This window comes from Helicobacter ibis (assembly GCF_027859255.1).
GTDB classification, from domain to species: domain Bacteria; phylum Campylobacterota; class Campylobacteria; order Campylobacterales; family Helicobacteraceae; genus Helicobacter_D; species Helicobacter_D ibis.
Window position 1 is genome coordinate 12,858 of sequence record NZ_JAQHXR010000004.1, and the last position, 18,079, is coordinate 30,936.

The 18,079-nt window shown below is 33.0% G+C and carries 17 protein-coding genes, 2 tRNA genes, 1 other RNA gene and 1 pseudogene; 13 read left to right on the plus strand and 8 right to left on the minus strand.

The features are described 5' to 3' along the window. Window positions 1-139: 139 nt before the first annotated feature. From PF021_RS06725 to PF021_RS06775, 11 genes are all read left to right on the plus strand, one after another. A complete protein-coding gene (locus tag PF021_RS06725) occupies window positions 140-1,945 on the plus strand; it encodes a DNA translocase FtsK (RefSeq protein WP_271021715.1) in 1,806 nt (601 codons plus the stop codon). 66 nt (window positions 1,946-2,011) lie between these two features. Beyond that, window positions 2,012-3,313, plus strand: coding sequence for a trigger factor (gene tig, locus PF021_RS06730; RefSeq protein ID WP_271021716.1), 1,302 nt, complete (start codon window positions 2,012-2,014; stop codon window positions 3,311-3,313). 1 nt (window position 3,314) lies between these two features. Further along, on the plus strand, window positions 3,315-3,905 hold the full coding sequence (clpP, locus tag PF021_RS06735; RefSeq protein ID WP_271021717.1) for an ATP-dependent Clp endopeptidase proteolytic subunit ClpP: 591 nt from the start codon (window positions 3,315-3,317) through the stop codon (window positions 3,903-3,905). A gap of 10 nt (window positions 3,906-3,915) precedes the next feature. Further along, window positions 3,916-4,998 carry a GGDEF domain-containing protein gene (locus PF021_RS06740; protein ID WP_271021718.1) on the plus strand — a complete coding sequence of 361 codons (1,083 nt, stop codon included), beginning with the start codon at window positions 3,916-3,918 and terminating at the stop codon, window positions 4,996-4,998. Beyond that, entirely contained in the window at window positions 4,998-5,504 is a 507-nt protein-coding gene (gene def, locus PF021_RS06745; RefSeq protein ID WP_271021720.1) for a peptide deformylase, read from the plus strand. Before PF021_RS06740 ends, def begins: the two co-directional genes overlap by 1 nt. 8 nt (window positions 5,505-5,512) lie before the next feature. After that, window positions 5,513-7,036: a YifB family Mg chelatase-like AAA ATPase gene (locus PF021_RS06750; protein ID WP_271021721.1), complete on the plus strand. Its 1,524-nt coding sequence runs from the start codon at window positions 5,513-5,515 to the stop codon at window positions 7,034-7,036. A gap of 57 nt (window positions 7,037-7,093) precedes the next feature. Further along, complete coding sequence (locus PF021_RS06755; RefSeq protein ID WP_271021722.1) at window positions 7,094-7,351, plus strand: ComEA family DNA-binding protein; 258 nt, start codon at window positions 7,094-7,096, stop codon at window positions 7,349-7,351. A 1-nt stretch (window position 7,352) separates the two neighbouring features. Next, complete coding sequence (gene ilvC, locus PF021_RS06760; RefSeq protein WP_271021724.1) at window positions 7,353-8,378, plus strand: ketol-acid reductoisomerase; 1,026 nt, start codon at window positions 7,353-7,355, stop codon at window positions 8,376-8,378. 79 nt (window positions 8,379-8,457) lie between these two features. Beyond that, window positions 8,458-9,210, plus strand: coding sequence for a class I SAM-dependent methyltransferase (locus PF021_RS06765; RefSeq protein ID WP_271021725.1), 753 nt, complete (start codon window positions 8,458-8,460; stop codon window positions 9,208-9,210). Between the two features lie 136 nt (window positions 9,211-9,346). Continuing rightward, window positions 9,347-9,676 (plus strand): hypothetical protein, encoded by a 330-nt coding sequence (locus PF021_RS06770; protein ID WP_271021726.1) that lies wholly within the window; start codon window positions 9,347-9,349, stop codon window positions 9,674-9,676. Between the two features lie 71 nt (window positions 9,677-9,747). Then, complete coding sequence (locus PF021_RS06775; protein WP_271021727.1) at window positions 9,748-10,002, plus strand: hypothetical protein; 255 nt, start codon at window positions 9,748-9,750, stop codon at window positions 10,000-10,002. On the opposite strand, the gene PF021_RS06780 is transcribed toward PF021_RS06775, so the two are convergent. The 3 genes from PF021_RS06780 to ssrA form a co-directional block, all read right to left on the minus strand. Then, window positions 9,947-10,144 carry a hypothetical protein gene (locus PF021_RS06780; RefSeq protein ID WP_271021729.1) on the minus strand — a complete coding sequence of 66 codons (198 nt, stop codon included), beginning with the start codon at window positions 10,142-10,144 and terminating at the stop codon, window positions 9,947-9,949. The two genes, PF021_RS06775 and PF021_RS06780, sit on opposite strands and share 56 nt — an antisense overlap. Continuing rightward, the gene (tviB, locus tag PF021_RS06785) at window positions 10,145-11,398 is read right to left on the minus strand and encodes a Vi polysaccharide biosynthesis UDP-N-acetylglucosamine C-6 dehydrogenase TviB (protein ID WP_271021731.1); all 1,254 of its coding nucleotides are present in this window, start codon (window positions 11,396-11,398) and stop codon (window positions 10,145-10,147) included. It abuts the gene before it with no gap. Between the two features lie 85 nt (window positions 11,399-11,483). Further along, window positions 11,484-11,853, minus strand: a transfer-messenger RNA (tmRNA) gene (ssrA, locus tag PF021_RS06790). A 64-nt stretch (window positions 11,854-11,917) separates the two neighbouring features. On the opposite strand from ssrA, the gene panB reads away from it, so the two are divergent. Then, on the plus strand, window positions 11,918-12,724 hold the full coding sequence (gene panB, locus PF021_RS06795; protein WP_407081420.1) for a 3-methyl-2-oxobutanoate hydroxymethyltransferase: 807 nt from the start codon (window positions 11,918-11,920) through the stop codon (window positions 12,722-12,724). After that, complete coding sequence (ruvB, locus tag PF021_RS06800) at window positions 12,724-13,731, plus strand: Holliday junction branch migration DNA helicase RuvB (protein ID WP_271021734.1); 1,008 nt, start codon at window positions 12,724-12,726, stop codon at window positions 13,729-13,731. The genes panB and ruvB overlap by 1 nt, the downstream gene beginning before the upstream one ends. Before the next feature lies 1 nt (window position 13,732). On the opposite strand, the pseudogene PF021_RS06805 reads toward ruvB, so the two are convergent. The 5 genes and pseudogenes from PF021_RS06805 to flgL all read right to left on the minus strand — a co-directional run. Further along, window positions 13,733-14,071, minus strand: a pseudogene (locus PF021_RS06805) (DUF2972 domain-containing protein); the annotation flags it as partial. A 378-nt stretch (window positions 14,072-14,449) separates the two neighbouring features. After that, window positions 14,450-14,526: transfer RNA gene (locus PF021_RS06810), tRNA-Arg, on the minus strand. Window positions 14,527-14,544: 18 nt separating this feature from the next. Continuing rightward, a tRNA-Met gene (locus PF021_RS06815) sits at window positions 14,545-14,622 on the minus strand. 51 nt (window positions 14,623-14,673) lie between these two features. Continuing rightward, entirely contained in the window at window positions 14,674-15,261 is a 588-nt protein-coding gene (locus PF021_RS06820) for a hypothetical protein (RefSeq protein WP_271021735.1), read from the minus strand. Between the two features lie 117 nt (window positions 15,262-15,378). Then, window positions 15,379-18,003, minus strand: a complete 2,625-nt coding sequence (gene flgL / locus PF021_RS06825; RefSeq protein ID WP_271021736.1) for a flagellar hook-associated protein FlgL — start codon at window positions 18,001-18,003, stop codon at window positions 15,379-15,381. Between the last annotated feature and the right edge of the window lie 76 nt (window positions 18,004-18,079).

The following is an 18,079-nucleotide window of genomic DNA, read 5'->3' on the forward strand; positions in this document are numbered from 1 at the left end:
ATCTGTGGAATCTGTGGAATCTGTGGAATCTGTGGAATCTGTGGAATCTGTGGAATCTGTGGAATCTGTGGAATCTGTGGAATCTGTCCCAGTTTTCAATACTATACCAATGCCAGTGTATGGATATGTGCAACACAATATGGAAGAATTTCACAACACAAATAATATCTTAGCAGATAAGATTCAAAATATTGCCATACAAAAGACAATGCCAAATATCGCACAATCACAAGAAGCAATGGTGCAAAATATAGCACCACATATACAACAAAATATAGAACCCAAAGAACAAATGCATAATATAAACGCCCCTAGTGATACTAATGTGCAACTACCGCGAAGTGAGCAATTAGAATCCCAAATAACTAAAGAGCAAAATATTCAACAAGAAATTAGCCAAGATCTAAAAAGTGAAAATACACTTCAACTAATACAAGATTCTAGTGTGGAAAATATGCAAAATTATGAAACTAGACAAGAGAATATAGTTGAAAATTTTGTACCTCAAGTCTTGGAAGATTCTAGCAGTATAGAACAGCTTCCAAGAGAAAATCTGGAGTTTGTATTGCCTAAGTTAGGATTTTTACAAAAGGGCAATGATAGTGTAGAAGAGATAGATGAAAATGAGATTGATAGAAAAATCAATGAATTGCTTGTTAAATTAAAGATGTTTAAAATTGATGGAGATATTGTAAGAACATTTTCAGGTCCGATAGTAACGACATTTGAGTTTCGTCCTAGCCCAAATGTAAAGGTATCAAGAATCTTGAATTTACAAGATGACTTAGCTATGGCACTAAGGGCTAAGACAATAAGGATTCAAGCTCCAATACCAGGCAAAGATGTAGTTGGTATAGAAATACCAAATAGCACCATAGAGACTATATATCTGCGAGATGTATTAGAGAGTGAAGAATTTAGAGAATCTGAATCTCCATTAACCCTAGCACTCGGGAAAGATATAGTTGGAAAACCTTTTATAACAGATCTAAAAAAGCTACCACATTTACTAATTGCAGGGACTACAGGGAGTGGCAAGAGTGTAGGAATAAATGCGATGATATTATCTTTGCTATATAGAAATACACCAGATGAATTAAAGCTTATAATGATAGATCCTAAAATGCTAGAATTTAGCATATACAATGATATACCTCATTTGCTAACTCCAGTAATAACGCAGGCAAAAAAGGCAATCATGGCATTAGATAGCTCTGTAAAAGAAATGGAGAGGCGATATACCTTAATGAGTGAAGCAAGAACGAAAAATATAGAAGGTTATAATCAAAAAGCGCAAGTAGAAGGATTTGAGCCTTTTCCTTATATTGTAATTATTATTGATGAATTAGCAGATTTGATGATGACAGGTGGTAAGGACGCAGAAGTATCCATATCTCGTCTAGCACAAATGGCAAGAGCAAGTGGAATCCACCTAATAGTAGCTACACAGCGTCCTAGCGTAGATGTTGTAACAGGACTAATTAAGGCAAACTTGCCTTCAAGAATTAGCTATAAGGTTGGACAAAGAATAGATTCTAAAGTGATACTAGATACTTTTGGTGCTGAATCTTTACTTGGTAGAGGAGATATGCTTTTTACTCCTCCGGGTGGTGGATTAGTTCGTGTACATGCACCTTGGAGCTCTGAAGTAGAGATTGAAAAAATAGTTGAATTTATAAAGTCTCAAAGAGCACCACAATATGATGAAAGCTTCATGCCAAGTGAAGATGATAATATAAGCGTTAGTTTAGATGGTGAGACTGATGAGCTATATAATGAAGCAAAAAGAATAATACTAACAGATAGAAAAACATCTATAAGTTATCTGCAAAGAAGGCTTGGTATAGGATACAATAAAGCAGCAAACATAATAGAACAAATGGAAGCAAAGGGATTTTTAGGTCCTAGAAACTCAAAAGGCGATAGGGATATAATAGGTGATTAAGAGAATTTAAGTAAATTTTCATTATAATTAAAAATTTGATAAATTAATTTTGGAGCAGAGTGTAAAATGAATTCAAATCTAAAGGTAAATAAAATAAATAGTGCAAATGCCACAGCTACAGCTACAATACCCACTTCTGAACTTAATAGTAAAATGGATAAAGTTATAAAAGATGCTGGTAAAAATATGAATATTGCTGGTTTTAGAAAAGGAAAAGTTCCTGCTTCTGTAATTAAAGCTAGATATGGTAAGCAGTTAGAGAGTGAAGCACAAAGAGAGTGTGTGCAGGGTTTGATGAGAGATATTTTAAAGGAACTTGGCGTTGATGGCACTTCACTTATTGGCGATCCAAAGATTACAAAATTTGAAGAAAAAAATTCTGGTATTGATGTTGAGATAGAGTTAAGCTTGACACCTGAAATTAAACTTGGTGATTTAAATGAATATGTGCCTGAAGTAAAGATTCCTGAAGTTAGCAGTAAAGATGTGGAGAACAGACTGCAAGAGATTGCTGATGCAAGAGCACCACTAGTAAGTGTAGAAGATGGCAGAAGAAAACTAAAAGAAGGTGAATATGCTAAGATAAATTTTGAAGGCTTTGTTGATGATAAGCCATTTGATGGTGGTAAGGCTGAAAATTATTTATTAAAAATTGGTAGTGGCACATTTATAGCTGGGTTTGAAGATCAGCTAATAGGCATGAAAAAGGGAGAGGAGAAAGATGTGAATGTAACTTTCCCTAAAGATTATAAAGCAGATAACTTAGCTGGTAAAGATGCAGTATTTAAAGTTAAGCTTGTAGAGATTCAAACAAGGGGAAAGATAGAAATAGACGATAATTTTGCAAAAACAATGCTACCTGATGACAAAGAGGCAAGCGTAGAGAAGCTAAAAGAAAAAATCAAAGAACAACTAAAGATTGAAAAAAAGCAAGAGTTGTATAATGAGAGCTTAAAAGCTGAATTGATTGATAACTTAAATAGCAAAATCGAGTTTGATTTACCTAAGCTTGTTGTTGAGCAAGAAATGGATTTGATGATGAAAAATGTATTTATGACTATGCCTAAAGAAGAACAAGAAAAGTTGCTAAAAGATGTAGAGGCAATTAAGAAAAAAAGAGAAGAACAAAGAGCAGAAGCAGAGCAAAGTGTAAAGATCACATTTATAGTTGATGCAATTGCAAAGCAAAATAATATGACAATATCTGATAATGAAGCAATTAATACAATATATTATGAGGCAATGGCAATAGGTCAGGATCCAAGAGCTATGTTAGAGCATTACAAGAGAAATAATTTAATTCCTGCTGTAAAAATGGCTATGCTAGAAGACAGAATCCTTACTAGTCTATTAGATAGGAAAGCATAATATGAGCTATTATGTCCCTATAGTCATAGAAAAAACAGGTCGTGGAGAGCGTAGCTATGATATATATTCTAGGCTATTAAAGGATAGAATTATAATGCTAAGTGGCGAGATTAATGATGGCATTGCTTCATCTATTGTATCTCAACTACTATTTTTAGAAGCAGAAGATCCAGAAAAGGATATATATTTATATATTAACTCTCCCGGTGGAGTTATTACTAGTGGGTTTAGCATATATGATACTATGAATTATATAAAGCCAGATATATGCACTATATGCATAGGTCAGGCAGCAAGTATGGGTGCATTCTTGCTTAGTTGTGGTGCTAAGGGCAAGAGATACTCTTTGCCTCACTCTAGAATCATGATACATCAGCCACTTGGTGGGGCGAGAGGACAAGCGACTGATATAGAGATTCAAGCAAAAGAAATATTGCGATTGAAAGGTATTTTAAACGATATTTTAGCTAGTAACACAAAGCAACCACTCAAAAAAATAGAAAAAGATACTGAAAGAGATTTTTTTATGAGTGCTAATGAAGCTAAGGAATATGGAATAATAGATAGTGTATTGACAAAAAGTTTAAAGTAGGAGAGAGTTAGTGAAAGATGATTTTGGATCATTTGCAAATCTGCAAAGTTTTGAGACGCATGGAATTAAGGAAAATGCCGATTATTCATCGTTTGGCATGGAATCTGATATAGCTCCACAGCCTACAACTCTAAGCAGTGGTGATTCAGATTCACTAGAAGCTTATGGAATGAGTGTAATAAAATCAATGGTAGCAAATGGTGTCTCTCCTACTCCGTATAACTACAAAATATATTTTGAAAAAATGCTAGAAGATAAATCACAAGACTTTAGGGATAATGCAGCACAATTTATAGATATGGAGACTATTCCTACAGAAAAGCAAATAATACTAGAAGGGCGAATCTTAAAAACTCAAAACTTAATGGTAAATACGCTAAAGTTAATGGGTGCAGTTTATGAGAATATGAATCTTTTGCAAAAGCTATTAGAAAAGCATAAAAAAGAAGCAACAGATACAAATAATCCAAATGCTTTGCAAAATATAATGACCGTTTTATCAAAGGAATTAGAAAAGTTAGATGAGGTAACAAGAAAGCAACTCCAAGAAGTTAATACCTCATACAATCGTTCTTTAAGAGAGGTTGAGAGTATTAGTAGTGATATTATAAGTGATGCAAAGTATGGAGTGTATAATAAAAGCTATTTGGATTCGAGGGTTGCAGCTGAAGTTCAAGCAATCGCACTTGGAAATTATAAATCATCTTTATTAATGGTCAAAATTACAAAAAGCTTAGAGAAAAAAATCACAACAGAAAAAAATGTATTGTTGGTTAATAAGACTATAGCAAAGATTCTTCAAAAAATTTCCAACAAAAGCGATATCTTAGCGTATTATGGCACTGGTATATTTGGAATCTTGCTAAGTCATAATGATAAAGAATCTGCCAAAAGATACGCAAATAGATTACTAGAAAAAGTAATAACAACAAATATGTATTTTGGAGATGAGGAGATTTCGCTTAGTATTTGTAGTGGTATTGTTGAGATTAACTCTGGAGATGATCCAAAAGACATAATGAAAAATGCTGTCGAATCCTTAAAGAAAGCCGCAAACCATAATATATCATTTGTTGTGTTTGGGGAAAAATAATGCTTGAAGTAATAACCTATCCAAATACAATGTTAAGACAAATCTCAAAAAAAGTAGAAGTTTTCGATGAGGCATTGCATGAGTTATTGGATGGCATGTATGAGGTAATGCTCAAAAAAAATGGAGTTGGAATCTCTGCTATACAGGTTGCAAGACCAATTAGAGCGTTGCTAATTTGTATCCCAGATGAAGAGGGGATGCAGCATAAAGAAGACTTACTAGAGATAATAAACCCAGAGATAATACAAAATGAAGGTGAGATTTGCTTTAATGAAGGTTGCCTTAGTGTGCCGGAGTTTTATGAAGATGTCAAGCGTTCTAAAAATATAAAAGTATCATACCAAGACAGATATGGCAATCATAAAGAAATTGAAGCAAGTGATTATCTAGCAGTTGCCTTTCAACATGAGATCGATCATTTAAATGGAGTTTTGTTTATAGATAAATTACCTATACTAAAAAGAAAGAAGTTCGAAAAAGAGCTAAAAAGAAAGAAAAAACTCTAAGGGCTTAAATGAGCTTTCAATCTCTATATTGTGCTGCTTTTGATGGACTTAGTGCTAAAGAAGTCGAAGTAGAAGTTAGCTTTACAAAGGCATTGCCATCATTTCAGGTTACAGGATTAGCAGGAAATGCAATCCAAGAATCCAAACAAAGAGTGCAATCTGCACTGATGGCAAATGACTTTAAATTCCCACCACTAAAAATCACAATAAACCTTTCGCCTTCTGATTTACCAAAACAGGGTAGTTTTTATGATTTGCCCATTGCACTTTTAGTTGCAATGTATGGGAGAAATAATATAAAAGATTCCATAAATAATGAAAAGCCTAAAAAATACTTTGCATTTGGTGAGTTAGGATTAGATGGTAGAATTAAAGATACAAAAGCGATTTATCCTTTGATTTTTTCACTACTTAGTGATGAGAAAAATTTAGATTCCATCTTTTTCTTGCCTATGGAATCTAAGGATTTTTATTGTCAGATACCAAATTTAAAAGCATATTTTGTAGATACTCTAAGTGAGGCAATAGAGATTCTTCAAACTTCGCCTACAATAGTCAATATCATACAAGAGTTACCATTTTCATACATGGATATTTGTAGTGAGCGATATTATTATAGTGATAATTTTGAACTTGATTTTATAGATATAGTAGGACAGATACGAGCAAAAAGGGCTGCTTTAATTGCTGCATGTGGATTTCATAATATATTATTTGAGGGTAGTGCAGGTAGTGGTAAGAGTATGATAGCTACAAGAATGCCATATATATTGCCACCTCTTAGGAGAAATGAGATATTGCACAATGCTTCACATAATTTAATAATAACTCCAAATCGTCCATTTAGAAATCCCCACAATAGTGCTACTAAAGCTGCCATACTTGGCAGTGCTGTTGGACATTCTGTAAAGTTTGGTGAAATATCTCTAGCACATAATGGGGTTTTATTTTTTGATGAGTTACCACATTTTCCAAAGTCTATCTTAGAATCCCTAAGAGAACCGCTAGAAAATCACTACTTTGTAATTTCTCGTCTTTGCACAAAGGTTAAAACTCCTAGTGATTTTATGTTTATAGGAGCTATGAATCCTTGTCCATGTGGTAATTTGTTAAGTATTAGCAAAGAATGCAGATGTAGCAAAAGAGAGATAGATTCATATAGAGGCAAAATTTCAGAGCCTATTTGGGATAGGATTGATTTGTGTGTGCAAATGCAAGAAGGGGATAGCAATAAAGATAGAATCTCTTCAAAAGAGATTCAAAAGCAAATCTTAGATGCTTTCAAATTTCAGAAAAATAGAGGACAGAAGTGCTATAACTCTCGTCTAATTGGAGAATCTTTAGAGGAGTTTTGTAAATTAGATGATGAATGTATTTCTGTGCTAGATAAGGCAATAGCTCGTTTTGGAATCTCACTAAGGCAGAAAAATAAGATTCTAAAAGTCGCAAGGACGATAGCAGATTTAGCAGGTAGCGATAATATACATAAAGAACATTTAGCAGAATCTATCTCATATCGCAAAATCTCTTAAAATTTTTTGCTTTATGCTACAATATGCCCATATACTAAGTTATACAAAGGAGATTTTATGAAGTTTTTAGTTACTTTATTTTTGATGATTGGACTTGCCTTTGCATCTGTTAATCTAAATACAGCTTCTAAAGAAGAGTTAATGAAAATCGACGGAATAGGTGCTACAAAAGCTCAAGCTATAATTGATTATAGAGAGAAGACGCCTTTTAAGACAATAGAAGACTTAAAGAAAGTAAAAGGTTTTGGGGATAAGACATTTGAAAAAGTGAAAGATAAAATCAGTGTTGAGACATCACAAGAAGTAGGACAATAAAATGGCATTGAAGGTTTATTACGATAAGGATTGCGATTTATCATACATAAAAAGTAAGAAAGTTGCTGTAATTGGGTTTGGTTCTCAAGGACATGCACATGCGGAGAATCTTAGAGATTCTGGAGTAGAGGTTGTAATAGGATTATATAAAGGTGGTAGTAGTTGGAGTAAGGCAGAGGCTAAGAACTTTAAAGTCTTAGAAGTTAGCGAGGCTACAAAATATGCTGATGTAATTATGATACTAATCCCAGATGAACTTCAAGGAGATGTGTTTAAAAAAGATATAGAACCAAATTTATCTAAAGGCAAAGTTATTGCGTTTGGGCATGGGTTTAATATCCACTTTGGACAGATTAAAGCACCAAAGGGTGTTGGTGTAATTATGATAGCTCCAAAAGCACCGGGACACACGGTAAGAAGCGAGTTTGTAAAAGGTGGCGGAATCCCTGATTTAATAGCAGTTGAGCAAGATACTGATAAAAATGATGCAAAGATTCTTGCACTAAGTTATGCTTGTGCTATTGGTGGCGGTAGAAGCGGTATCATTGAGACTACTTTTAAAGATGAGACAGAGACAGATTTATTTGGAGAACAAGCTGTTCTATGTGGTGGCGTTAGCTCCCTAATTAAAGCTGGATTTGAGACTTTAGTAGAGGCTGGTTATCCAGAAGAGATGGCTTATTTTGAATGTTTGCATGAGTTAAAGCTTATTGTTGATTTGATTTATCAAGGTGGATTATCTGATATGAGATATTCTATATCAAATACAGCAGAATATGGCGATATGGTAAGTGGTCCTAGGGTAATAAATGAAGAATCCAAAAAAGCTATGAAAGAGATTCTAAAAGACATACAGGAGGGGAGGTTTGCAAAAGATTTTATTTTAGAGCGACAAGCTAACTATGCAAGAATGAATGCAGAGAGGAAGAATTTAGCAAACCATAGAATTGAAAAAGTTGGAAATGAACTTAGATCAATGATGCCTTGGATATCTCAATCTAAACTAATCAATAAAGAAAAAAACTAATATTTTAAATTGATTTTCACAAATTGCACTAACCTTTATGTTAGTGCATACAAATAACAAGTGGGTCTTGGGGGTTATTTTGATTGAAAACAAAGTCAATCATTATGGTAATTTATGTGTAGAAATGTATGAGATTTTACATGAAAATGCAATGGAAGACGAGCTTAAATTTTATCTCTCCTATGCGAAAAAAGATAGCAAAATTTTAGAGCCATTATGTGGTAGTGGTAGATTTCTTATTCCATTTATGCAGCTTGGATTTGATATTTGTGGAGTAGATGCTTCTAAAGAGATGCTACATAAATTATATCTTAAAGCTCCAAATGCAAAAGTAATAGAATCTGATATTTACGAGTTTAATTCTAAACAAAAGTTTGATTATATCTTTATTCCTTCTGGTTCAATTTCTTTATTTACAGATATTGTTTATTGCAAAAAGATATTAAATAAATTAAAACAAATGCTATCTTTGGGTGGTAAGTTGGTTTTTGCAGTTGATACTATATTGACTAAAAATTTAAATAACAATGAGTATAAAATAAGTGCTTCTGTCAAAACAAAAGAAGGATTTGATCTCATATTAAAAAATAAAAGTTTTTATGATGAAAGAAGTCATGTGCAATTTTATCCATCAATTTATGAGCTATATGATGGAGATGTATTGCTAAAGAGTGAATATATGGATTTTCGAATATATCTTTATGAGTATGGTGAGATGGATTTGTATTTACAGGATATTGGTTTTAGTGAGATTAATGCCTATTCATCATTTGACAAAAAAATAGCAATAAATAATAATAGTGAAATTTTTTTATATGAATGTTGTATTTAATGATTTTTATATGTGTTTAGAGCTGAGAATTTCATGAAATGTGATGTATTAATATATTGGGTTTGGTTATACTGGCAAGAAGGCTTTTAAGTTATGCGAAACTTTAAATTTAAAAACATTAATAGTAGATGATGGTTTGAATATTTTAGTGGATGATAGGTTTGTCAAACTACAATCTATCAAACAATGCAAATTAGCATTAATTTGTGTTTGCGACAAAGCAGATGTGCAAGAGAAAATAAAACAAAAATTATTAGATAATAATATAGATATTAATAAAATTAAAATAGCCAATTTCATTGGTATAAGAGATGGTGTTTTTAGTTTATTAAAAAAGCATTATTTAAATAGAGATTTTTTAGAAGAAATAAAGTCAGATGATTTTTATATGACACAATTTTTAAATATATTAAAAAAATTAAGCCTAAAATACATAAATACAAAAAAGAAAGAAAAAATAAGCTAATTAAGCTTAGAAATGATATAGATTCTTCTTTAAATACACAAAATGTGTTTTCCAAAATCAATGATACTGCGATGTTTAATTTTTATAATGATATCTTGCCATACCCATATTTTCACACCTTTATAAATCGTAACTTAGAAGATAAAAATTTCTATTTTAGAGAAAAGATAGATTTTCAAGCTCTAAAAAATAGAGATAAAAACACAAAGCTAGTTTTATGTTTTGGTGCTAGCACTATGTTGTCTCAAAATGTAGAGTTAGAATCTACAATTAGTGGTGTATTGTCAAATAAATTAAAATTATCTGCGGGGGGGGGGGCGTTTTAGCAGAATCTTTAAAAGATTCTGTTTGTTTTAAAATAGATGAGTTTAGCTTTATATGCAGTGGAAAATACTCCATAATCTCAAATGGTTGCATCGATGGTGAAGTATATTTATATTCTTTTGTTGTGTCTATTTGTATTTGCAATTATAACCTTCCATCTACTTGTTCTTTTGGCAAGATACCTTTTAGGTCATAAATTATAGTCTTGCCTTTATTGCTAAAGTCATATTTTTTAAACTCATCATGAGATACCGCTACGATCACTGCTTTATAATCTTCTAGTTTAAATTTATCCATATCTTTTAAAGTTAGATTATATTCATGTTTTACTTCTTTACTATCTGCCCATGGATCAAAAATATCTACACAACAATCAAACTCTTGTAATTCTTTTATAATATCAACTACTCTTGAATTTCTAATGTCTGGGCAATTTTCTTTAAATGTGATTCCTAAGATTGCAACTTTAGAACCTACAATTTGATGAGAGTTTTTAATCATTAGCTTTATGACTTTATTTGCAACCACAATCCCCATATTATCATTAATATGTCTTCCTGCTAGGATTACTTGTGAGTGATAGCCTAAAGATTCAGCCTTATGCGTTAGGTAGTATGGATCGACACTTATACAATGCCCCCCTACAAGTCCCGGGCGGAATGGCAAGAAGTTCCACTTTGTCCCTGCTGCTTCTAATACATCTAGTGTATCTATGCCCATTTTATCAAAGATTAGCGATAGTTCATTTACAAAGGCGATATTAATATCTCTTTGCGAGTTTTCTATAACTTTGGCTGCTTCGGCTACCTTTATGCTTGAGGCTTTATGTGTCCCTGCTGTAATTATGCTTGCATAAAGATTATTCACTTCTTCTGCAATTTCTGGTGTAGAACCGCTCGTTACTTTTTTGATGCTTGGTAGCCTATGTTCTTTATCTCCAGGATTAATCCTCTCTGGTGAATATCCACAGAAGAAATCCACATTAAACTTTAACCCACTCATTTCCTCTAAAATAGGCACACAATCTTCTTCTGTGCAACCTGGATAAACAGTGCTTTCATAAATTACTATATCACCTTTTTTGAGTACTTTTCCGACACTTGTTGATGCCTTCTTTAGTGGGGTTAAATCAGGTTTATTGTAGTTATCAATAGGAGTTGGAACGGTTACTATAAAAATTTGTGCCTTTTTTAAGTCCTCCAGATTTGTTGTATAGCTTAGTTTTTGGGCGCTTAATAGTTCTTCTTTATCTACTTCTAGAGTTCTATCATAGCCTTCTTTTAGCTCATTTATTCTAGCTTCATAAATATCAAATCCAATTACTTCATATTTCTTGCCAAATTCTACTGCTAGTGGTAATCCAACATATCCAAGTCCAATTACAGCTAAAGTTTTCATTAGTATTCCTTTTTGAGTTATTTATAGTTATTTTACTTTGTTTGGGATAAATAAATTATAAACGGAATTTTTATTTGAGAGAATCTGGTGGAGCTGTGGGGGATCGAACCCCAGTCCAAAAATCAAATCATCAATGATTGAATTACATGCTTTTCGTTGGTTTGTTATGCTTCTTTTTTATAAAACACCAAGAAATTTATAAAAAATGCAGTCCTAAAAACTTAGATTCTATATCGGACATATAAAATTGCATCTAGCAAACATGATATCTTTAGTAAATAGCTAGAATCTCTACTAAAAACAGCTCCTAAAGTCGATAAACTTACGCAACTTTAGCGTAAGCTGGAGCGTAATTTGTATTATTTGCGTTTATATTTAGCGGTCGATTTTACGACTTAACCATGTCGGCATGCAATCAGAGCAATTCAACTCCTGTCGATATCCAAGTCAGCCCCCAATTTATAGAGGGCTAAATTCTATTGCTATTTGTTAATTTTGTCAAGTTTTAGTAAAATCCAAATTAAAATAGAACAAGGATTCTTAGTGATAACTACAACACATATATTAAAGAAAAAAAGAAACGAAAAAATAACTATGATAACAGCATATGATGCACTTTTTGCCAAGATTTTTGATGGTGAAGTTGATATGATTTTGGTTGGTGATAGTTTGCATATGAGCTTCTTTGGTGAGAGCGATACTTTAGGGGTTAGTTTAGATTCTATGATATATCATACAAAAGCAGTGTGTAATGGTGCTAAAGAAAGCCTTGTAGTGTGTGATTTACCATTTGGAATCACACAAGATGAGAGTGAGGCAGTAAAAAGTGCAATTAGGGTTTATAAAGAAACAAAAGCACAAGCAGTAAAGCTAGAAGGTGGTGTTGAGGTAGCAAATATAGTAAAGGGCATCACTAATTTAGGAATCGCAGTTGTTGGGCATATAGGGCTAAAACCGCAGTTTGTTCGTGCTGATGGTGGATATAAAATTAAGGGAAAAAGTGATAAAGAAATAGAAAAGCTATTTTTAGATGCGAAGGCTTTGCAGGATTCTGGAGCATTTTGTATAGTGCTAGAGGGAGTTAAAAGTGAAGTAGCAAAGGAAATAACAAATTTGCTAGAAATTCCAACTATAGGTATAGGAAGCGGTGTAGATACTGATGGACAAGTGCTTGTATGGAGTGATGCATTTGGATTTTTTAATGAGTTTAAACCAAAATTTGTCCGAGAATATTTAAATGGTGCTAGTCTTGTTAAAGATGCATTAAAAAAATATGTAAGCGATGTAAAGAGTAAAAACTTTCCAAATGAAAGTGAAAGCTACTAATGGAAAGAATAGTAGAAATTGAAAAACTATCAATCCAAGGCGACGAAGATGTAAAGCTTCGTCCAACTAGTTGGGATAATTATATAGGACAAGAAAAGCTAAAGAAAAATCTTCAAGTATTCATAAATGCTGCTAAAAAAAGGGGAGAGTGCTTAGATCATATATTGCTCTTTGGTCCCCCTGGATTAGGGAAGACAACTTTAGCTCATATAATAAGCAATGAACTTAATGCACCAATTAAAGTTACAGCTGCACCAATGATAGAAAAAGCTGGAGATTTAGCAGCTATTTTGACAAATCTAAGTGAAGGAGAGATACTATTTATAGATGAGATTCATAGGCTTTCTCCTGCTATTGAAGAGATATTGTATCCAGCTATGGAGGATTTTAGGCTTGATATTATAATAGGCAGTGGTCCTGCTGCACAAACTGTTAAGATAGATTTGCCAAATTTTACCCTAATAGGGGCTACAACAAGAGCTGGAATGATAAGTAATCCTCTAAGAGATAGGTTTGGAATGCAATTTAGAATGCAGTTTTACGAACATAATGAATTATCAAAAATTGTGCAACTTGCATCACAAAAACTACAAAAAGAATGTGAAAATTCTGCTGCATTAGAAATAGCTAAGCGTTCAAGAGGGACACCTAGAATCGCACTTAGACTACTAAAGAGAGTGAGAGATTTTGCTGATGTTGCAAACGAGGAAGTTATAAATCAATCTCGCACAAAATATGCACTAGATGAACTTGGTGTAAATGAACATGGTTTTGATGAACTTGATTTAAGATTCTTAAAAATATTATGTGAGGCTAGAGGCAGGGCAATAGGGCTTAGCACCATTGCTGCTGCTATGAGTGAAGATGAAGGAACAATCGAAGATGTAATTGAGCCTTATTTGCTAACTCTAGGATACTTGGAGAGGACCGCTAGAGGTAGGATTGCGACAAATAAGACTTATGAGTTATTTTCATTTTCAAAAGAGAGAAGTATTTTTGATATATAGCTTATAGTTTTAGAAATTCATTATAGTATTTCCATGAATCCATTATATCGCTTCTATTTCTCTTTAGTAGAGATAGGTGATTATCTAGCACTTTTTTAAGTTTTTCTTTTGAATATTGATTTTCTTTAAAATACTCCAAGACTTCAGATACTTTTAGTTTTTTATTTATTACTTTTTGTTTTTCTTGTTGTGGTATTTTTATGCATTCTAATATGTAAGCTCGAGTGTGTTTAGATAAGTCTTTGCAGTTATTTTTAAAATACTCTATATCATAGCTTTTGTCGCATATTATTATTAGATTATCTGGGGAAGAGTTAGAGAAGCAATTTATTATATCTTGTGTGTTGTTCTCTAGGAAGCAAACTTGTGGTTATCGTTAGTAATACCCCCCCCCTCTTTGTTTGAATCTATACTATTTTCTATTCCCATTTTATTTCTTTCTAAATCGTTTGGGTGGATATGTATTTGTATTTGTTTTTAAGAGATGCTTTATTGATTCTATTGAATCTATTCTTAAGCATATAGATTTTGTGTTTTGGATTAGATTGAAAAATTTTTCTGCATTTTGATATTTGGGATATTTAATAGCTAACAAATTGATATAAAATCATCTAGTAGGTTATCATATATTTATTTTTATTTTATATTGGATTAATAATTTAAGTTTATCAAAGTTTGCTAGTTATTGTATTTTAGCTTGGATTATATTTATATGAAGTGGTACGCCCAAGAGGATTCGAACCTCTGACCTACGGCTTAGAAGGCCGTTGCTCTATCCAGCTGAGCTATGAGCGCATATTTGTAACATAGAAGTGGTACCAAAGGGGGGACTCGAACCCCCGACCTCCGGCTTATGAGACCAGCGCTCTAAACCACCTGAGCTACCTTGGCACTTCAAAAGGTGAGATTATATAGAATTTGTATTTAAAATAAAATTAAATTCTAGCCTATTGTGTCAATTTGTATATTGCCAACATGTATTGCATGGCTGAATTCTCTTAGGATTCTATGTGTTTTGGCCTCTTGGTTTTGATTCATTATATCATTATAGTTGCTAGATAATTGCTTGAAGTGTGGCTTTTTATAATTTCCTTCCAAATTATTTAGATTTTCTTGGAATTCCTTTGCTACTACTTCCCAGCCATTTTTGCTAATACCTAAGAATCCTATTGGATTTGTTTTTTCGTCTATTTTGTCTTTTTGTTCTTTTTCTTGTTGTTCTACTCTCTCAACGCTCCCACTTAGATTCCCTGCTCTTGTAAGAGTTTGTGCTACTGATATTTTTTCGTTATGAGACATACCTGCAGTTACCCTTTCAAATGCCAAATATTGCTCATCACTCATTATCTCTAAACTAACTAACCCATAAGTTACGCGTGGTTTTAATGCTAGGCTATCGTCATTTTCATTTATAGATTCTATCTTTTGTGTTTTGTTTGTTTGACTTATATTTTTGCCATCACTTAGTAGCTTGTTTGCTTCATTGATTACGCTACCAATTTGTGAGCTAAGCGACTGATTGACAACCATAAATAACCCTTTATATAAGTTTGTATTATTAGAAGCAAAAAGGATTCCAAAAGTGTGAATTTAGGTAGCTATTTTGTGTAGGATTAAAGTTACTTAGAATCTAAAATGGATTCTAAGTTAAATGTAATTTACTAAAGATAGTTGAGAGATTTTACCAATAGATGATAGCAATGATTGATAGTTCATGCTTAGGGTTGAAAATTGTAGATAGTTTTCTGCTAAGTCAGTGTCAATAGTATCTGATCTAAGTGTCATTGTTTGAGTTATTAGCACTTCTGTTCGTTCAATGGAGTATTTAAATGAGTTCCCTTGAGAACCATTTTTTGTATGTGCTTTATTTACATGATCTGCTAGATGATCAAATATTAATAGTGCATTTTGAATCCCAGGATTTCTCATTGAATCATTATATGAAGCATTGCCACCAGGTCTATAGATTCCTTCTTCTACTGCTTTTATTATCTCATCTATTTGCTCGAAGAAATTTACATGCGGATCATCTGCTACTAGAGCATTGTTTGCATTAAATGTTAAGGCTGGTTTCCCTGCATTTTGCACCCTTCCGTTTGCATCAAGAGAAAAATCACTACTTGTATTATCATACATTGTAAATTCCATTCTTGTAGCTGATCTTTGTAGGTCTTTTATTTGTAGTTGTCCATTTTGATCCAAACTTACGCTTAAATTTGCTTTAGAGTTATTAATCATATTCTCATAAGCTCTTTTGACTGCTGGATCGTTGAAGTTAGCCCCACCTGCACCATTATTTGTAATAGCATTTAGATCATTGGTTGATGTGTTTGATAGATTCATAACCATTCCAATAGTATTTGCTAATTGCTGATATGTTACTTCATCTGCTGGTGTTGCTTGTCCATTTACTTGTGGTGGATTACCATTAGGACCTAAGATTGGAATCTCTAGTCCACCAACTTGAACTCCATTCATTGTTTGTGGAGAATCTATAATTAGCACACTTCCGCTATCTCTAAATTCGATTCTTGCGTTAATTGGGATTCCGTTAATATCTTTTACTTCTAGGTTATATGTATGCCCATTTAGGCTACCACCTGCTACTTCTGATAGTTTTGTATCTAGTGTTGCATATTCATTTGAATCTCTTATTATTTGTGATACATTTGAGCTTAGAGTTGATCCTTCTTTTTCAAATGCTGCTCTATCATACTCCACACTATAATCATGTCTAAAACCATTTACCGGTTGACCAGCGGCATTATTTGCTGTGATTGTTAGGCTTAGACTACTCTCGCCAATATATGGTAGATCATCTTTGTCTGCTGGTTCTTTTTGTTTTACATTATTATCCTTAATAACTATCTTGCCTTCTGAAAATTCAACCTCCACATTTGCACCTGGTTGTGCATTATACATCTGTCCTATTGCGTCCATTAGATCTTGCACTGTGGTATCAGGTCCGATTGGAAAGTTTGTATTTAAGTTGGTGTTTGTTGGATTTTTATCAGCATCATTTGCACTAATACCGCTTAGATCAAGGCTTGTTACTCCTGCTGGGAAAATATCTGTTAGTTTTGTGTCTTTTTTGGCTATTTCGTTATTATGCGTTCTAAATGTAGTTGGAATTGTATGTAATCTATGATCATTGTAGTCTTCTACTGAAGCAATAGAATCATTAGAAAAACTTCCTAGATATGGGCTTTGAACATATGTATTAACCTTAGCACCACTGCTAAGCAATGCATCCATATCAGCTACACCAATGCCATCTGGATTATTTGGATCTCGATAGTTGCTTGAAACCATGTGGAATTCTATATTTGATCTACCGCCTGTTAGATCTTTAATCTCAATTTGACCCCATTCATTAAGCCTTACATCTACAACTTTATTTGTTGTTGTATTTCCAAATTCTTTTCCGATTCTATCTAGCAAATCTTGTACTTTTACAGCACTATCTTTATCTGTGTATGCTACATCCATTTGGAATTTTGATTTAAAAGGTGTGCCATCTGGTCTCCTGCCTGTTATGTAAAATACTTCTGGAGCGTCATTGCTTGGATCTCCATCATTATCTCCTACTAGATCTCTTAGAGTATCATCAGCTTTTATATATACTTCCTCTCCTTGACCTGTTGGATGGTTTGGATCCATTATTTCTGGATTTAGTTTGCTTTGATTATACTTTGGGACATTTGTTGTTATTACCCTATTTGTATCTCTATCAGAACCAAAGAATAGTTCATATCCTGTTATATTGTACGGAAGTGAATTGTTTGAGCCAAGAAGAGCGTTTAAAGAACCATTGTTGCCATTGTATGTGCCGTCTTTATTAAATGGTATGTTTGTTGTATTTGTTCCTCCAAATAGATACTCTCCACCTATCGATGTGTTTGCTATTGATAGGAAGTGATCTCTAATTGCTTTTAAGTCTTTTGCTATCGCAAGGCGTGATGTCTCACTATGAATGTCGTTTGCACCTTGTACTAGTTTGCTCTTAAAGTTATCCATAGACTTTGTTAGTTCTTGTAGTGCTGTGTCTGTATGGTTTGTAAAAGTTAATGCATTGTTTGCTATGTCTTTTGTTTGTCTTAGTGTTGTTAGATTGTAATCCAAATTAAGAGTTTTACTAAAAATAGATGAGCCTTGATAACCCATTTGAATCTTTAATCCACTCATTCTTTGCATTGTTAGATCAAGTTGCGACATTAGCCTATCTTGCTGATATTGAAGCTTTGAATATATGGAGTTTGTCCCTACTCTCATAGCTACCCCTTTAGAGTTAAATTTATAAATTTTAAGTGGGATTCAAGCAAAAAATATTCCATAAGTTTGTGGATAT

Coding starts and splice junctions, on each gene's coding strand:
- flgL (WP_271021736.1), bottom strand. CDS start 18,003: ATGAGAGTAGGGACAAACTCCATATATTCAAAGCTTCAATATCAGCAA.
- PF021_RS06755 (WP_271021722.1), top strand. CDS start 7,094: ATGAAGTTTTTAGTTACTTTATTTTTGATGATTGGACTTGCCTTTGCA.
- PF021_RS06820 (WP_271021735.1), bottom strand. CDS start 15,261: ATGGTTGTCAATCAGTCGCTTAGCTCACAAATTGGTAGCGTAATCAAT.
- PF021_RS06750 (WP_271021721.1), top strand. CDS start 5,513: ATGAGCTTTCAATCTCTATATTGTGCTGCTTTTGATGGACTTAGTGCT.
- PF021_RS06725 (WP_271021715.1), top strand. CDS start 140: ATGGAAGAATTTCACAACACAAATAATATCTTAGCAGATAAGATTCAA.
- tig (WP_271021716.1), top strand. CDS start 2,012: ATGAATTCAAATCTAAAGGTAAATAAAATAAATAGTGCAAATGCCACA.
- def (WP_271021720.1), top strand. CDS start 4,998: ATGCTTGAAGTAATAACCTATCCAAATACAATGTTAAGACAAATCTCA.
- ruvB (WP_271021734.1), top strand. CDS start 12,724: ATGGAAAGAATAGTAGAAATTGAAAAACTATCAATCCAAGGCGACGAA.
- PF021_RS06775 (WP_271021727.1), top strand. CDS start 9,748: ATGTTTAATTTTTATAATGATATCTTGCCATACCCATATTTTCACACC.
- tviB (WP_271021731.1), bottom strand. CDS start 11,398: ATGAAAACTTTAGCTGTAATTGGACTTGGATATGTTGGATTACCACTA.
- clpP (WP_271021717.1), top strand. CDS start 3,315: ATGAGCTATTATGTCCCTATAGTCATAGAAAAAACAGGTCGTGGAGAG.
- ilvC (WP_271021724.1), top strand. CDS start 7,353: ATGGCATTGAAGGTTTATTACGATAAGGATTGCGATTTATCATACATA.